Annotated in this window: 17 protein-coding genes; all 17 read right to left on the minus strand. The window is 72.2% G+C overall.

Annotated features, from left to right (window positions below; genetic code table 11):
• Positions 1 to 161 precede the first annotated feature (161 nt).
• On the minus strand, positions 162 to 1052 hold the full coding sequence (gene whiG / locus BLU95_RS14460) for an RNA polymerase sigma factor WhiG (protein WP_093864880.1): 891 nt from the start codon (positions 1050 to 1052) through the stop codon (positions 162 to 164).
• A gap of 416 nt (positions 1053 to 1468) precedes the next feature.
• The gene (dprA, locus tag BLU95_RS14465; RefSeq protein WP_093860373.1) at positions 1469 to 2653 is read right to left on the minus strand and encodes a DNA-processing protein DprA; all 1185 of its coding nucleotides are present in this window, start codon (positions 2651 to 2653) and stop codon (positions 1469 to 1471) included.
• On the minus strand, positions 2650 to 4410 hold the full coding sequence (locus BLU95_RS14470; protein WP_093860374.1) for a YifB family Mg chelatase-like AAA ATPase: 1761 nt from the start codon (positions 4408 to 4410) through the stop codon (positions 2650 to 2652). The genes dprA and BLU95_RS14470 overlap by 4 nt, the downstream gene beginning before the upstream one ends.
• Positions 4411 to 4797 carry a YraN family protein gene (locus tag BLU95_RS44085; protein ID WP_107452678.1) on the minus strand — a complete coding sequence of 129 codons (387 nt, stop codon included), beginning with the start codon at positions 4795 to 4797 and terminating at the stop codon, positions 4411 to 4413. It abuts the gene before it with no gap.
• A gap of 408 nt (positions 4798 to 5205) precedes the next feature.
• Positions 5206 to 5532 carry a DUF2469 domain-containing protein gene (locus tag BLU95_RS14480; RefSeq protein ID WP_030056781.1) on the minus strand — a complete coding sequence of 109 codons (327 nt, stop codon included), beginning with the start codon at positions 5530 to 5532 and terminating at the stop codon, positions 5206 to 5208.
• A gap of 55 nt (positions 5533 to 5587) precedes the next feature.
• Complete coding sequence (locus BLU95_RS14485) at positions 5588 to 6061, minus strand: NUDIX hydrolase (protein WP_093860375.1); 474 nt, start codon at positions 6059 to 6061, stop codon at positions 5588 to 5590.
• Positions 6062 to 6179: 118 nt separating this feature from the next.
• A complete protein-coding gene (lepB, locus tag BLU95_RS14490; protein ID WP_093860376.1) occupies positions 6180 to 6929 on the minus strand; it encodes a signal peptidase I in 750 nt (249 codons plus the stop codon).
• Between the two features lie 148 nt (positions 6930 to 7077).
• Positions 7078 to 8085 carry a signal peptidase I gene (gene lepB / locus BLU95_RS14495; RefSeq protein WP_093860377.1) on the minus strand — a complete coding sequence of 336 codons (1008 nt, stop codon included), beginning with the start codon at positions 8083 to 8085 and terminating at the stop codon, positions 7078 to 7080.
• Between the two features lie 240 nt (positions 8086 to 8325).
• A complete protein-coding gene (lepB, locus tag BLU95_RS14500) occupies positions 8326 to 9174 on the minus strand; it encodes a signal peptidase I (RefSeq protein ID WP_231978568.1) in 849 nt (282 codons plus the stop codon).
• Positions 9175 to 9334: 160 nt separating this feature from the next.
• Complete coding sequence (gene lepB / locus BLU95_RS14505) at positions 9335 to 9988, minus strand: signal peptidase I (RefSeq protein ID WP_231978569.1); 654 nt, start codon at positions 9986 to 9988, stop codon at positions 9335 to 9337.
• Positions 9989 to 10414: 426 nt separating this feature from the next.
• The gene (gene rplS / locus BLU95_RS14510) at positions 10415 to 10765 is read right to left on the minus strand and encodes a 50S ribosomal protein L19 (RefSeq protein ID WP_030396741.1); all 351 of its coding nucleotides are present in this window, start codon (positions 10763 to 10765) and stop codon (positions 10415 to 10417) included.
• A gap of 153 nt (positions 10766 to 10918) precedes the next feature.
• The gene (gene trmD, locus BLU95_RS14515; protein ID WP_093864883.1) at positions 10919 to 11737 is read right to left on the minus strand and encodes a tRNA (guanosine(37)-N1)-methyltransferase TrmD; all 819 of its coding nucleotides are present in this window, start codon (positions 11735 to 11737) and stop codon (positions 10919 to 10921) included.
• A gap of 131 nt (positions 11738 to 11868) precedes the next feature.
• Positions 11869 to 12492: a ribosome maturation factor RimM gene (gene rimM, locus BLU95_RS14520; protein ID WP_093860379.1), complete on the minus strand. Its 624-nt coding sequence runs from the start codon at positions 12490 to 12492 to the stop codon at positions 11869 to 11871.
• 132 nt (positions 12493 to 12624) lie between these two features.
• Positions 12625 to 12864, minus strand: coding sequence for an RNA-binding protein (locus tag BLU95_RS14525; RefSeq protein ID WP_030056773.1), 240 nt, complete (start codon positions 12862 to 12864; stop codon positions 12625 to 12627).
• A 2-nt stretch (positions 12865 to 12866) separates the two neighbouring features.
• Complete coding sequence (gene rpsP / locus BLU95_RS14530; protein ID WP_030396738.1) at positions 12867 to 13289, minus strand: 30S ribosomal protein S16; 423 nt, start codon at positions 13287 to 13289, stop codon at positions 12867 to 12869.
• Between the two features lie 511 nt (positions 13290 to 13800).
• A complete protein-coding gene (locus tag BLU95_RS14535) occupies positions 13801 to 14379 on the minus strand; it encodes a hypothetical protein (protein ID WP_030306744.1) in 579 nt (192 codons plus the stop codon).
• Between the two features lie 511 nt (positions 14380 to 14890).
• Positions 14891 to 16303 carry a proline--tRNA ligase gene (gene proS / locus BLU95_RS14540; RefSeq protein ID WP_093860380.1) on the minus strand — a complete coding sequence of 471 codons (1413 nt, stop codon included), beginning with the start codon at positions 16301 to 16303 and terminating at the stop codon, positions 14891 to 14893.
• Positions 16304 to 16367 lie beyond the last annotated feature (64 nt).

Raw genomic sequence — 16367 nt, forward strand, 5'->3', positions numbered from 1 at the left:
CCGGCGTACGCGGCGCACCGACCGGTCCGCTCGACGCCCCGCCGGGGCGTTCGGCCGAGGAGCCTCCGGCCGGGGGCGGTTTTCGGCCGGGGCCGACCGGGAGTCGACCGGGGGCGACCGGAGGGTGTTCGGCCGGAGAGAGTCCGGCCGGGGGTGTTCGGCTACCGGATGTCCGACAGCTTGGCGCGCAGCTGAAGCACCGACTTGGTGTGGATCTGGCTGACCCTGCTCTCGGTCACCCCGAGGACCTGGCCGATCTCCGCGAGCGTGAGTCCCTCGTAGTAGTAGAGCGTCACCACGGTCTTCTCCCGTTCGGGAAGGGTGTTGACCGCCTGCGCCAGCAGCCGGCGCAGCTCCCGGTCCTCGGCCACCTCGACCGGGTCGTCCGCCCCGTGGTCCTCCAGCGTCTCCATCAGGCTCAGCCGGTCGCCGCCGTCGCCGACCGGGTGGAGCAGCTCGTCGAGCGCGACCACGTTGGCGAGCGAGAGCTGGCTGAAGATGGTGTGCAGGTCCTCGATCGCGATGCCCATTTCGGCCGCGACCTCGGGCTCGGTGGGCGTCCGCCGCAGCCGGGCCTCGAGTGTCGCGTAGGTGCGCTCGACCGCCTTGGCCTTCTGCCGCACCGAGCGCGGGATCCAGTCCAGCGCACGCAGCTCGTCGATGATCGCGCCGCGGATCCGGCTGATCGCGTAGGTCTCGAACTTGATGGCTCGCTCGATGTCGAACTTCTCGATCGCGTCGATCAGCCCGAAAACACCGGAGGAGACGAAGTCGGCCTGCTCGACATTGGACGGCAGACCGACCCCCACCCGGCCCGCCACGTACTTGACGAGCGGCGAGTAGTGCAGGATCAGCTGCTCCCGCAGCCGCTGATCGGCCGTCTCCTTGTAGGCGCGCCAGAGTTCTTCGAGCGCCGTGCGCTCCCGACGGGGAGCCGGCGCTTCCGCGGACGCGGGGGCGGACGCGCCGGCGGGAGCGCCGGGCGCGTCCGGGCGGTCGTCGTGCGCCCCGGTGAGCGCCGGACGGCCACCCTGCCGCGCCAGGGCCCCCATCCCACCCGTGGACTTGGACGGGTACTCGGTCGCGGTCCGCCGCTCGGTGCGCGGCCCTCCCGAGGACCGGGCGCCACCGGTCACTCGGTGTCCGGGAATGTGTGTGGGCATACGTTGGTCTGCGCCGTTCTGCCGAGTCATGTGCTGATAGGGAAGGCATGGCGAGCGTAGCGTGACCGACTCGCTGCAGAGTGCTACCGCCACTCGGTCGTCCCCCGATCCGGTGGCGTTCGTGTCGCCCCACCCGGGCACCGGAGGTGGACGAACCGGATGCCGGCCCCGCCCGGCCGGTCCGCACCGTCAACTCCGCGCCCTTCCCCGTCCTCCTCCCGGTCGCCCCTCGGGCGCGTGTCCTCCTGACGCCGCGCCCCACCGGTCCCTCCGGGCCGATCCGCCGCCCTCGTCCGGACGGGCCGTCACCTCCTCCGCACCAGACGCCAGTGCGCGCCGTGGCGCTCGACGTGGCCGAGCGATCCCAGCTCGTAGAGCCGCTGGAGCACCTCGTCCGGCGGAAGTCCCGACTGCCGGGCCAACCGCTCCACGGGCGCACCCTCGGCCGTGGCCGGCACGGCCTCCAGGACCTGTGCCGCCTCCGGCTCCAGGAGGTCCCTGGGCAGCACCGGCCCACTGCGCTGCGGCGCCAGGTCCTCGCCGATCGCCCCGATCAGTTCGACGATCTCGGCCGCGTCGGTCACGACCGTGGCCGCGCCGCTGCGGACCAGTGCGTGCACCCCGGCGGAGAGCTCCGAGGTGACCGGCCCGGGCACACCCATGGTGTGCCGGTTGAGGTCACGGGCGCGTCGGGCGGTGCTGAGCGCCCCGCTGCGCAGCGCCGCCTCGACCACCACCGTGCCGCGGGTCAGCGCCGCGATCACCCGGTTGCGCAGCACGAACCGGAACCTGGTCGGGTGCTCCCCCGGCGGAAGCTCGCTCACCAGCAGTCCCTGTTCGGCGATCCGGCGGATCAGCACGGTGTTGCCCCGCGGGTAGGCCACGTCCACCCCGCAGGCCAGGACACCGACCGTCGGAGCGCCGACCGCCAGCGCGCCCCGGTGGGCGGCCGCGTCGATCCCGTAGGCGCCGCCGGACACGACCACCCAGCCGCGTTCGGCGAGCTGTGCGGCGAGGTCCCCCGCGACGTGCGCACCGTACGCCGTGCAGGCCCGGGCCCCGACCACCGCGACCGATCGCAGGGCGAGCAGGCGCAGCGAGCCCGTCCCGACCACCCAGAGCCCGGTAGGACGGCCCGCTCCGAGGTCGTCCAGCTGGCTCGGCCACTCGGTGTCGCCCGGAATGACGAAGCGTCCGCCGGCTGCGCGCACCCGCTCCAGATCGGCGACCGGATCGAGTCCTGCCGTCCGGGCCCGGTAGGCCGCCAGCCTGGCGGTGTCCACGCCGAGTTGCTCGGCCGGGGCGCCGCTCCGGATCGCCTGTACGACGTCCAGGGCGTCGAGGCGGGCGAGCCAGCGGCCGAGCGTGGCGTCCCCCGGTTCGGCGAGCCGGCTCAGCGCCGCCCTGGCGAGGCGCTCCGGCCCGGGCTCCGGGACGGCTCCCGGCTCGGGGGGCGGGCGCTGGGGGAGGTCGTTCGCGGTGAGGCTCATGTGCCGCTCTCCTCGGGGTTCTCGGGCTTCTCGGGGTTCTCGGGCTTCTCGGTGGAGGTGGGATCGGGCGGCCGGCGGGCGGGCCGGGGGCGAGTGGGACGGCGTCCGGCCCGGGCGTCCGGACCGTCCGCGGTGGAATCCGGACTGCGGAAGAACTGCTCCGTCAGTGGGAGCCCCTGTTCCACGCCCGTGCGCAGTACGAGGGCCGTCCGGATGTCGCGCTGTTCGGGGCGGTCCCGGCCGGCGAGGTCCGCGACGGTCCAGGCGACCCGCAGCACCCGGTCCAGGCCCCGGGCGGTCAACAGGCCCCGCTCCAGCTGGCGCGCGGCGTCGTTGAGCGCGCCCGGCGCCAGTTGCCAGCGGGTCCGCAGCTCGTGCCCGGGGACTTCGGCGTTGGTCCGCCACGGTGTGGCCGCGAGCCTGGCCGCCGCGCGCTCCCGCGCCGCCAGCACGCGGGCGGCAACGACCTCGGTGGTCTCCGCCGAGGTGTCGCGCTGCATCAGTTCGGCCCTGGTCACCGGGGCGACCTGGACCTGGAGGTCGACCCGGTCGAGCAGCGGGCCGGACAGCCTGCCCTGGTAGCGGCTGACCATGGCGGGCGTGCACTCGCACCCCTCGCCCCGCCGCGAGTGGCGCCCGCACGGACAGGGGTTGGCCGCCAGGCAGAGCAGGAAGCGAGCGGGCAGCCGGAGCGATCCGGCGGACCGCGCGATCACCACCTCGCCGGCTTCGAGCGGTTGGCGCAGTGCGTCCAGGACCCGGACCGGGAACTCGGGCGCCTCGTCGAGGAACAGGACCCCACGGTGGGCCAGCGAGACCGCACCCGGTCTCGGCAGACCGCTGCCACCGCCGACGATGGCGGGCATGGTGGTCGAGTGGTGCGGGGAGCAGTAGGGCGCGCGGTCGATCAGCGGCCGACCCGCCGGGAGCAGCCCCGCGACGGAGTGGACCGCGGTGACCTCCAGCGCTTCCTTCTGGGTCAGCCTCGGGAGCAGCGCCGGCAGTCGCTCCGCCAGCATCGTCTTGCCCGCGCCCGGCGGACCCTTGAGGTAGAGGTGGTGACCACCCGCGGCGGCGATCTCCAGGGCCCGGCGGGCCTCGTACTGTCCGGCCACGTCCGCGAGGTCCATCCGGGCGGCCGCCTCGTCGGGCAGGCCGCGCACCCCGGCGCTGGGGAGCATGAGACCCGCCATCAACGGGTCCGGCCGTCCGGCGAGCCGGTCGGGCGGCTCCTCCGGCTCGGGGGCTCCGCTGAGCACCGCGATCAGCTGGCGCAGGCTGCGCACGCCGATGACGCTCACTCCGGGGACCAGCTCGGCCTCGGCGGCCGTCTGATCCGCGACCACCACCCGCTCGTAACCGGCGTCGGCGGCCGCCAGCACCGAGGGGAGCACCCCGCGGACCGGGCGCACCCGCCCGTCCAGCCCCAGCTCACCGATGAGCAGCAGGTCGGCGATCGCGGAGGGGTCGAGCCGCTCGGCCGCGGCCAGTACGGCGCAGGCCACGGCGAGGTCGAAGCCGCTGCCGCTCTTGGGCACCGACGCCGGGCTCAGTCCTACGGTCAGTTTGCGCTGCGGCCAGGCCTCGCCGCTGTTGACGACCGCGGCGCGAACCCGGTCGCGGGCCTCGGAGAGCGCCTTGTCGGGCAGGCCGACCAGGGTGAACGCCGCCACCCCGGGCTCCAGGTCGGCCTGGACCTCGACGATCACCCCGTCGACCCCGACCAGGGCCACGGAACACGTCCGGGCGAAGGCCATCTAGACCGCCCCCCGCAGGTGGTCGACCGTGGCCGCGCCGCGGACCCGGTTGATGACCGCGACGAGGTCGATCCGGACACCGCCCGGCGGAACGGGCGCCCACGGCGGGTCGGTGGAGCCGGGCCGGTACCCGGGGCCCGCCAGCCGGGCGAAGTGGCCGGGCCAGCGCTCGGACATCCAGCGCTCGGCCAGGCGGCGCAGCCGCTCCGCCTTGATGGGGTCGATGGCCTCGGTCGGCTGCTGGAAGCTCCGCTCGGAGCGGGTCTTGACCTCGCAGACCGCCACCGTGTCGCCGTCGAGGGCGACGATGTCCAGCTCGCCCTCGACGCACCGCCAGTTGCGGTCGAGGATGTGCAGCCCCTGCTCGGCGAGCCGGCGGGCCGCCACGCGTTCGCCGTAGCGGCCGAGGCCGGTGTTGCCGAGCCGCCCCGCTCCGGCGCCGCCGGGCGCGGACGGCGCCGCTACGGGCGGGGCGGGCTCGGCCGGGGCGGACGCGGGCGCGACGGATCCCTGGTCGGCCTGCGGGAGCGGGCCGCCCGCCGGGGCGGGCGCCGCCCGTCGGCGTGGCTGCCCGCCCCGTCGGGCCTTCGCGGTCTGCTGGCGCGTGGCGCGCTCGATGTCCTGCACGGTGACCACCTCCGACGGGGAGGCTGCCGTGCGGTCCGGACGCGGACCATGGGGTTGTTATTTCCTGTGGAAAACCCGGGCCTGTGGATAACTCCTGTCACCCACGGGAGTGAGAATTCCGGAATATCCGAAATTCCCCTGGACATCCGGGGACCGGGCGGTCCAACGTCAGTTCCCGAAGCCGGACTCGTCCGAGGGCAGCTCCAGATCGCTCTTCGCGAGTTCCTCGATGTTCACGTCCTTGAAGGTCAGCACCCGGACCTTGCGGACGAACCGGGCCGGCCGGTACATGTCCCAGACCCACGCATCCGCCATCGACACCTCGAAGAAGACCTCACCCTGCACCGAGTGCACCTGCAGCTCGTAGTCGTTGGTGAGGTAGAACCGTCGCTCGGTCTCGATCACGTACTTGAACAGGCCGACGACGTCCCGGTACTCCCGGTAGAGCTTGAGCTCCATCTCGGTCTCGTACTTTTCGAGATCTTCGGCACTCATCCAGGCGTCCCCTCAACTTGTCACGTCCACCCATTGTGGACCACCGCACTCACCCTCAGAGCCGTACCGGGGCGACCGGCGGCCCCTCGGTCAACAGCCGCTCCAGAAAGTCCACCAGTCCGAACGGATAGACCGTCTCGGAGGTGGACCGCAATTCCTCGACCGTCCACCAGCGCGCCGCGAGCAACTGGGCGTGTTCGTCCTCGCCCATGCCCGAGTGGTCCAGCACCGTCCGTGTCGTCCGGGCCAGGTGGAACCACTGTTCCTGCTCGAAGCGCTGCCCCCGATAGGAGAACGAAGCATTGCCGTACGCGACCACCGGACCGAGCTCCACACCGTGCAAGCCGGTCTCCTCCACGAGCTCCCGCTCGGCGGCGTCCCGGACGTTCTCCCCCTGCTCCAGTCCTCCGCCGGGGGTGAACCACCAGGTGACGCCGGGCGTCGCCGGGTCCGAGCCGTGGAAGAGCAGCAGTCGGTCCTGCCCGTCGAGCAGCAGGATCCGCGAGGCCCTGCGCCGCTGTGCCGCCATGACGAGCCTCCACGCTCCCTCCGTCCGCCCCGGTCGTTCCCCCGATCCTGCCACCCGGTGCGGTCCTCCGGGGCGAGGTTCGGCAGAGCGGTCCCGGCGCGGGCGGCGCCGGTCCGGATCAGGCGGCGCGGCGACGGCGGCGCACCAGACCCGCCGCACCCCCCACCGCCGAGGTCACGACGATCGTCGCCGCGCCTACAATGCTCGCCCAGAACGCGGGCTCCAGCGGTCCCGGGGCAGCCGGCCGGCGGCCGTCGATCGCCTCGAACGCCGAGGTGCCGCCCAGCAGCGCCATCCGGCCGAACGGCAGCACGGTGGCCTCCACCCTGGCCTGCACCTCGGTGGCCGGGACGGTCCCGCCGTCCGTCTCCAGGTGGACCCGGGAGTCGAGCGAGCCGAGCCGGTTGTCGCCGAGCAGGAAGAGCCGGCCGGGCGGCACCTCCACACTGAAGGAGGCTCCCTGGGCACCCGTCCCGGCGAGGTAGGGCTCGTCCACCGGCTTGCCGTTAACGGTCAGCCGGCGGTCGCCCTCTCCGACCGCGACGGTGTCCCCTCCCACCGCGACCACGCGCTTGACCATGAGCTCGCCGCCCCAGGCCCGGTCGCGGAAGACGACCACGTCACCGCGACCGACGTCCGAGCCGTCGGACTTCCTGGCCAGGACGGTGTCCTGGGCCTGGAGGGTGGGCGCCATCGAGGCGGTCGGAATGCTGTAGGGCCGGTAGCTCACGGCGATCACCGCGAAGCCGCCGATCAGCAGGGCCAGCCCGAGGCCGAGCAGTACGCCCTGGACCACGGCCGCGGGTCGACGCCGACGGCGGGCGGCAGCCGGCGGACTGTCGGCCGAGCGTTCCACGACACTGCTCATCGAAACCGTCCAACCCCAGACCGACCCGGAAACGCCCACAGCACCGCGCCGGGACGACGGGTGGAAAACCCGGCGGGCCGTGGCACGTCCGAGCAGATTACTCGTCGGTACCACGGCCCGCGCAAGACCCGGGCGCCCCCGGTCGTCGTCAGGACCGGTCGTCGCGGCCCGTCCCGTTCCACCGCCGACGGACCAGCGGGAGCAGCGCGACGGCGCCCACGGCACCGGCCGCGGCCGGAACGGCGGGCAGGGCAGCCGCCGCCAGCCCCTTCTGGTCGAAGGTGTCCGGCACCGGCAGCGTCGACCAGTGGTTGATCGGCCACGCCACCACGAAGGCACGCCCGATCACGTCGTCCACCGGGACGGTCCCGCCACCCGGCTGGTCCATGTGGAAGCGCGAGTCGAGCGAGTCCGCGCGATGGTCACCCATCACCCAGATCCGACCGTCCGGCACCTTCACCGGACCGAACGGCTTGGTCCCGCAGGGGGTGTTGCCGGGATAGACGTAGGGCTCGTCGAGCGCGATCCCGTTGACCTTCACCGGGCCCTCGCCCTCGCACTCGACGGTGTCCCCGCCGACCGCGATGACACGCTTGATGAGGTCCTTCTCGTTGTCGGACGGCATCAGACCGACGAAGCTCAGCACGTTCTGAACGCCCCGGACGAAGGAGTTACTGCTCTCGTTGGTCGGCTCGTCCGCCAGCCAGCCGCCCGGGTCGTGGAACACCACGACCTCGCCGCGCTCCGGCTCGGCACCGAACCACGGGGTGAGCTTGTCCACCAGGACCCGGTCACCCACCTGGAGCGTGTTCTGCATCGACTCCGACGGAATGGAGAACGCCTGGACGAAGAACGTCTTGATCACGAGCGCCAGCACGAGGGCGATGCCGATGAGGATCGGCAGTTCCTTCCAGAAGGACCGCGGCTTCCGCTCCTTCCGTTCCGGCTGATCCTCGGTACCGCCCGCCGGCTCAGCGTTGTCCGGGGTGGGCTTCGAGGCGTCGTCCGTGCCGTCGCCGTGCTCGTCCGCGGACTGGGCCGCCGCCTCCTCGGCCGAGGCCGAAGGCGCCGCGGCCTCCGCGGACCGGGCCGCCCGGCCGCCGGAGCCCTCGGGCTCTCCGGCACCTGAGCGGGCGCCGATCACCAAATCCCCCACAACGTCTCCTCCCTGCTGTGCGGACGCCTGCGCGTCCGCGCTCACAGTGCCGCACAGCGGGCACCACGTTCCACGATCGGCCGCGCCCGCCGGAACCGCCCCTGCGGGGGTCTCCGACACCGGCACAGCCCTCGGGCGCGGCTCGTCGCAACGGCCGCACCCAGCACTTCTCTATCACTCCCGGGCATCCGGCTCGCGGTCCCACGCGCGCGTTCCGACCGTCCACCGGCCCGGCCGGGCCTACCGCCCGGGTCGTCCCACCCGGCGGCCGACGAGCGGAAGGATGCCCAACACACCCATAACGAGCGGAGGTTCCTCAGGGATCGGGCCAACACCCACCACGTTCCGCGCAGTTCCGGGGTCCGGCGCGGCGCGTGCCACCGAGGAGAGTGAAACCGGCACATCAAGTTGATGGACCCGCCCGACCGGCCAGGCAATCATGAACGCCCGCCCCAGCACCCCGCTCACCGGAATCGTGCCCTGTCCCGGATTGCCCATGTGGAAACGGGAGTCGGCGGAGACGTCCCGGTGGTCGCCCATCACCCAGAGCCGCCCCGCCGGCACCTTCACCTTGAACGGCTGTCGCGACGGCGGGTTGCCCGGGGCCAGGTAGGGCTCCTCCAGCGGCTTGCCGTTGAGCAGGATCCTGCCCTGCTCGTCGCAGCACTCGACCGTGTCGCCGCCGACCCCGATCACCCGCTTGATGAGGTCCTGCTCGTTGTCGGAGGGCAGCAGCCCGACGAAGGTCAGCACCTGCTTGGCCCCGTGCAGGAGCACACCGTCCGTCGACGCCCCGTGCTGGTTCTCCAGCCAGCCGCCCGGGTCCTTGAACACCACGACCTCGCCGCGCTCCGGCTCGGCACCGAACCAGGGAGTGAGCTTGTCGACCAGTACCCGGTCCCCGATCAGAATCGTCTGCTCCATCGATCCCGAGGGGATCACGAAGACCTGCACCAGAAAGGTCTTCATCACCAGAGCCACGATCAGTGCGACCACGACGACCAGCGGAATCTCCCGCAGCCGCGAGCGGCTGCGGCGACGGGCCGCCCTGCGGGCGGTGCGGCGGCGCTCGGCACGGCCGCGCACCACCGGGACATCGGCCGTCCCGGCAGGATCCGACCGTCCGAGGGCCTCCCCGGGCCCGGCCTCCGTCCGGGTCCCGCTCACCGTCCCGGTGCCGGGGCCGGAGGCGGCACCGACACCGGCCGAGGGCCCGGAGCCGGTGTCCGGGCGGTCGGCGAGCCGCCCCCTACCCCTGCTCCCCATGACCGCCCGTCCCTTCTGCGGCGGCGTAGGCGTCCGGCCGGTCCAGGTCGGCCCAGTGTCCGACCGGGTAGACCACCCAGGCGGCCCGCCCGATCACCTTGGACTCCGGGACGAAACCGCCCCCCGGTTCGCCGAGGTGGTCGCGGGAGTCGCGGGAGTCGCTGCGGTGGTCGCCCATCACCCAGAGCTTGCCGGGGGGCACCACCACGTCGAAGGCCACACTGGACGGCTCGTCCCCCGGGAAAAGGAGACCCGACTCGTCGAGCGGCACGCCGTTGACGGTGATCGGGTGGCCCGGTCCGGCGCTGGTGACGCGGTCGCCACCGATACCGACGACCCGCTTCACGTAGACGGAGTCACCGGCCGGGACCAGTCCGATCTCCCGGCCGAAGGAGCGCAGCGAGGTCCCGAAGCCGGCGGGTTCGAGGGGCTTGCGCAGAAAGGAGCCGGTGCCGTCGAAGACCACCACGTCGCCGCGGCGCGGATGGCCGCCGAAGGCGTAGGACAGCTTGCTCACGATCAGGCGATCACCCGGGCGCAGGGTGTTCTCCATCGATCCGGAGGGCACCGAGAACGGGCGCGCCACGAAGGCGTTGACCAGCAGCAGGACGAACAGGCAGATGCCGGTGAGCAGCAACAGCTCACGCGAGCGCGAGCGCTCACCCCTCTCCGCGGCCTCCTCCGAAGCAGCCGCACCGTCCTCGCCGACCGGCTCGTCCGGGGTTTCCGAGGCGTCCGGGGCCTCCGGGGCTTCCGAGGCGTCCGTCCGATCCGCGGCACCCGGACCGTCCTGCCTCCCCCGGTCGAGCACCCCAGCGGCACCGGACGCTCGCCCACCGGACGCATCCCCGGTGCTGGACCCTTGCCCGACACCGGACGGATCCCCGGCGCCGGGTGCGGAAACGACCGCGGACCGCGTCGGCGAGTCCGCACCGGTGGGTGCGGGACAGCCGTCGCGGTCCGCGGGTGGTTCGTGCGTGCTCATCGGGGGCAGAGCCTACCGTGCGGCGGTCCGGCCCCCCAGAGCGATCCCGATCCCCCGGCGGTGCCGGGGGCCGGTGGATCAGCGGTCGCGCTTCTCCTTGATCTTCGCGGCCTTGCCGCGGAGGTCACGCAGGTAGTACAGCTTGGCGCGGCGAACCGCACCGCGGGTCACGACCTCGATCTTCTCGACGATCGGGGTGTGCACCGGGAAGGTGCGCTCGACACCGACGTTGAAGCTGACCTTGCGAACGGTGAAGGTCTCACCGATGCCGGCGCCGTGACGGCGGATGACGACGCCCTGGAAGACCTGGACACGGGAGCGGTTGCCCTCGATGACCCGGACGTGAACCTTCAGGGTGTCACCGGCGCGGAAGGCCGGAATGTCGCTACGCAGCGAGGCCGCGTCGACAGCAGCGAGCTTGTTGCTCATGTTGCTCTCCATCGCAGGCGCCACGGGCCGCCCACGGAAGTCGTCACAAATGGGGTAACTGCGGGCCGCACCGGTTACCGACGAGCCCCCCGTGGCGGGGGCGACGGACCACGTGACTCCTACGGGAGGAGCCCAGCGACAGACAGCAGCGGCCTATTCTTCCACACCATCGGCCACGGACCGAAATCGGCCGTGGTGCTCGTCCCAGGCCAGGCCGAGCAGGCTGAGCGCCTCGCGGTCCTTCTTGTCGAAGTCCGCGTGCCGCCAGCGCGCCACCAGGTCCGCCCGGTTCGCCAGCGTGCGGGCGAACGCCTGCTCGCGACGCCAGCGGGCGATCCGGCCGTGGTTCCCGCTCAGCAGGATGTCCGGCACCGTGCGGCCGCGCCACTCGGCGGGCTTGGTGTAGACGGGCCCCTCCAGCAGGTCGGCCATCGCGCCGGGCGCGAAGGAGTCGTCCCGGTGGGACTCGGCGTTGCCGAGCACGCCGGGCAGCAGCCGGGCGATCGCCTCGACCATGACCAGCACCGCGACCTCGCCGCCGGCCAGCACGTAGTCGCCGATCGATGCCTCGACCACCGGCATCCGGGTGGCCGCCTCCTCGATGACCCGCCGGTCGATGCCCTCGTACCGGGCCGGGGTGAACGCCAGCCAGGGTCGGCCGGCCAGCTCCTGCGCGAGTTCCTGGGTGAACGGGCGGCCGCTGGGGGTCGGCACCACCAGGGTCGGCACCTCGCCCTCCGGCCCCTGACCGAGCACCGCGTCCAGGGCCTCGCCCCACGGCTCGGGCTTCATCACCATGCCGGGGCCGCCGCCGTAGGGGCTGTCGTCGACGGTCCGGTGCACGTCGTGCGTCCAGCCCCGAAGGTCGTGGACGTGCACGTCGAGCTGGCCGCGCGCACGGGCCTTGCCGACCAGCGAGATGTTCAGCGGCTCCAGGTACTCGGGGAAGATCGACACGACGTCGATCCGCATCCCGTCCCGCACGGAGGCCCGCGCGGCGGATTCCCCGGACACCGCCGCGGGCTCCCCCGCGTCGGCCGTCACGCCCGCCGTCGCGGCCGCCGTCACAGCCTCCGTGACGACGTCCGCGCCTTCCTCGGTGCTCACCGCGACTCCTCCGCGTCACCGGCGTCGGTCCCCGCCGCGGCGTCCGCCCCGTCGGCGACGTCGTCACCGGCCTTGTCACCGGCCGCGACGCCGCCGGCGACCTCGGCCTGCCCGAGGTCGATCAGCCCGACCGGCGGGTCGATCACCGCGCGCTGGTTCTCCAGGTCGATGGTCGGCACGATCCGGCTGACGAAGGGCACCAGCGCCTCCGTGCCGTCCGGCTTCCGCACCGTGAGCAGGTCCTGGTACGGCAGGTGGACCACCTCGGTGAGCTCACCGACCAGGGTGCCGTCGAGCAGGACCACGTCCAGACCGATCAGCTGGTGGTCGTAGTACTCCTCCGGGTCGTCCGGACGCTCCTCCGGATCCACCTCGGCGATCAGGATCGTGCCCCGCAGCTCCTCGGCGGCGTTGCGGTCCTTGACCCCGGCGAACCGCAGCAGCAGCCTGCCGCTGTGGACCTTGCCGGACTCGACGGTCAGCGGACCCGCCGAGGCGGGGTCGGTGAACAGGACGGCGCCGGGCCCGAGCCGGAGCTCGGGCTCGTCGGTGCGGACCTCGACGCTGACGTCCCCCTTGATGCCGTGGGCGCGGCCGATCTTGCCGACGACGAGCTGCACGGTGATCGTTCTCCTGGATGAGTGCTGCGGAGTTGCGGAGTTACGGAATTGCCGCCGGAACGGCGAAAGCCGACCGGGACGACATGCGTCCCGGCCGGCCTCGAAACCCTGACGGCTGAACGAGCAGCCGGATCAGCGAATGTTGTCCACGTCGACCAGGTCGACCCGGACGTTGCGACCGCCGAGGGCACCGACGACCGTGCGCAGAGCACGAGCCGTACGACCGCCCCGGCCGATCACCTTGCCGAGGTCATCGGGGTGCACCCGCACCTCGATGGTGTTGCCCCGACGCAGGTTGCGCGAGCGCACCTGCACCTCGTCGGGGTGCTCGACAATGCCCTTCACCAAGTGGTCGAGGGCATCCTCGATCACGCTCAGGCCTCGGCGTCGGCGTCGGCCTCGGCCTTGTCCGACTTCTTGGCCTTCGGGGTGATGGCGACACCGGTGGTGGCGTCCTCGAAGCCGGCGACGGCCTTCGCGAACAGGTGCGAGAAGTCCTCGACCTTCGGCTCGGCAACCAGCAGCGGCGCCGGGGCCGGCAGGCCCTTGAACTTCTGCCAGTCGCCGGTCAGCTTCAGGATCGCGAGCACGGGCTCGGTCGGCTGGGCGCCGACGGACAGCCAGTACTGGGCGCGGTCGCTGTCGACCTCGATCTTCGAGGGGTTGTAGGTCGGCTGGTAGAGGCCGATCTCCTCGATCGCGCGGCCGTCACGCTTGGTGCGGGCGTCGGCGACGATGATGCGGTAGTGCGGGGAGCGAATCTTGCCGAGACGCTTGAGCTTGATCTTGACTGCCACGGGAGTGGATTCTCCTGGTGTTGACGTGGGTGAGCGGCCCTGCCCTCGCGTGGGGTTGCGTGGTGGGCCGTTCAAGGGACACGCCAGCCGTAGGAGAGAGGGGTCCTGCCCGGCTGCCGGGTACTCAGCGGTCCATTCTGCCACAAGGGCGCCCTACCCCCGAAAACAGGTCGACCGGGAGCCCCCGCTCCCGGTCAGCCCAACACGTGCGCCTTCGCGGCGCACCTCCCTGGCGGATCACGGTGGACCGCCTCCGGACCACCGGCCGGTGTTCGGCCGGTCGCCCGCGGACATCCGCAGACCCCCTGCGGATCCCCTACGGCCACCGTTCGTCGTTGCGGCCGGACCACTGCCCGCACAGTCGCCGGCCGGCTCTTCCGCTTCCCCGGGCCCCGGGTGTCCCCGGATCCCGGACCTTTCCGAACCGCGCAACCACGTGAACCACGTGGCCCTGGTCACCCGACCCGAGCCCCGCGCCCCGCGTTGCGGCACCCGCGTGACGCGACCCGCGTTACGCGATCTTGAACGGCTGCTGGCACGCGCCGCAGACGATGGACGCCTGGGCGAGAACCGAGGGAACGACCCGGACGTTGCGACCGCAGCCGCAGACCGCCTTCACCCGGACGCCGCCCCCGGAGGAGCCGTGCCGGGCCGCCGGGCCGCGGAAGGCGCGCGAGGCACCCTCGCCGGCCACCGCCTCCTGGTGCGCGCCGAGGGCGCGATCCAGGCGTTCGATGGTCTCGGCGTACCGCTCGCGGGTCTCCTTGAGCATGGTCACCTGGGAGAAGCCGCTACTGGCGTGCGGTTCGACCGGGTGCGCCAGGCCCAGCTCGGAGGCCAGGAGCAGGAAGCGCCGATTGTGGTAGCGGCCTGCGCGCGAGGTGTCCCGGATGTCCCGGGCCGCGGCCAGACCGTGGGCAGCCTCGTGGAGCAGCCGCTCGAAACCGAGCCGGGTGCCACAGGCCGAGGAGGACTCGCCGATCAGCGCCTCGGGCGAGGCGAGGTCGGGGAGGTCCTGGTGGTAGGCCTGGATGTCACTCCAGGCGGCGGCCAGTTCGGCCGCGAGAACGAGGGGCTGTGTCGTGCTCACGCTAGACCAACGATGGAGCAGGAGCCGATGTTCCGCGTGTTCCCGTTCCCCGGGATTTCCCAGGAAACTCTCAGGAATGTGCGACCTCGCGCGAAATGCGCGTTCCGGATCTGACGCAAGACCAACCCCCTACAGGTTCGGGCCCCGTCGAGCTCGACGGGCGCCTCGTCAATTCCGCCCGGGGACGGGCTGTCGCCCCCAGGACGTACGGCCCGTGATCCTGTCGAGTTGACAGGGCCACGGGCCGTACACCGTACCGCTATTCCGTTAATACCGGCAGTTGACCGACCAGTAGGGATGTCGACAGGTGAGACATCCGTGGAACAACACCGCTCATCGGACGTTCGAATTTCCTGTCGGACAGGTCGAGAACCGTCAGAACGCGGCGCCCGGTGTCGTTTTACGGCAACATCCTTCGCGCACGGGAAGCGCCGCGGACACCACCTCCGGACACCGCCCGGGGCACCGTCCCGGAAGCCACCGCCGAACTGCCGCCGGAGCCACCGAACGGTCAGTAGGCGCGCGCGACAATCGCGATGTTGCCGTCCTGGTCGTCCGTCTGCGGCACCGAGCCGTCGGCGGCCACGATGCAGCGGACCGAGACGCCCTGCTCGGCCAGCTTGGCCTCGCCCTCCGGGCCCAGCTCGGCCCAGGAGATCCGGCCCCAGCCGGTGGCGGCGGCCTCGACCGCCTCGTCGAGGTTGGCGACGTCCACCGTGCGGGCCTCGCGGCGCTCGCGCGACTGACGCAGCAGCAGGGCCTGGTCCTCGTCGAGGATGCCCGGGAGGATCGCCGCCAGCGAGTCGATCGAGACCGGCTCCTTGCCGCCCGGGATCCGGCGGGCCAGCATGGCCGTGCCGTTCTCCAGGTCGCGCGGGCCGACCTCGATCCGCAGCGGAACGCCCTTGAGCTCCCAGTCGACGGCGCGGCGGCCGAACGGGGTGTCGGTACGGTCGTCGACGACCACCCGGATGCCGGCGGCCTCCAGCGCGGCGCCGATCTCGCGGACCTTGGCGATCACCGCGTCGTCACCCTTGATGGCGAGCACGACGGCCTGGACCGCGGCGAGCCGCGGCGGGACGCGCAGGCCGTTGTCGTCGCCGTGGGACATGATCAGGCCGCCGACCATGCGGGTCGAGACGCCCCAGGAGGTCTGCCAGACGTGCTCGCGCTCGGCACCCTGCAGCTGGTAGGTGGTGTTGAACGCCTTGGCGAAGTTCTGGCCCAGCTCGTGGCTGGTGCCCATCTGCAGCGCCTTGCCGTCGCCCATCATGCCCTCGAGGGTGAGGGTGTTGATGGCGCCCGCGAACCGCTCCTTGGCGGTCTTGCGGCCGAGCACGACGTCGATGCCGAGCACGTTGGTCATGAAGTCGCCGTAGACCTGGGTGTGGATCATCGAGGCGTAGTCACGAGCGTCCTCGTACGTGGCGTGGGCCGTGTGGCCCTCCTGCCAGAGGAACTCGGTGGTGCGCAGGAACACCCGCGGACGCAGCTCCCAACGGACCACATTGGCCCACTGGTTGATCAGCAGGGGCAGGTCGCGGTGGCTCTGCACCCACTTCGAGAAGTACTCGTTGATGATGGTCTCGGAGGTCGGCCGGACGACGACCGGCTCGTCCAGCTGCTTGCCGCCGCCGTGGGTGACCACCGCGAGCTCGGGGGCGAAGCCCTCGACGTGCTCGGCCTCCTTGGTCAGGTACGACTGCGGGATGAACATCGGGAAGTAGGCGTTCTGGGCACCCGCCTTCTTGATCCGGGCGTCCATCTCCTGCTGCATCCGCTCCCACAGGCCGTAGCCGTACGGTCGGATGACCATGGTGCCGCGCACCGGACCGTTGTCGGCCAGCTCGGCCTTGTTGATGAGGTCCTGGTACCAGCGCGGGAAGTCTTCCGCCTGGGGGGTGAGAACGGGTGCCTTAGCCATGGGCGAATCGTACGGGGAGCGGGGCCCCGACTTCGAATCCGTTCCGGGCCGCCGTCCGGGCCCT

The sequence above is a fragment of the Streptomyces sp. TLI_053 genome, assembly GCF_900105395.1.
GTDB lineage: Bacteria > Actinomycetota > Actinomycetes > Streptomycetales > Streptomycetaceae > Kitasatospora.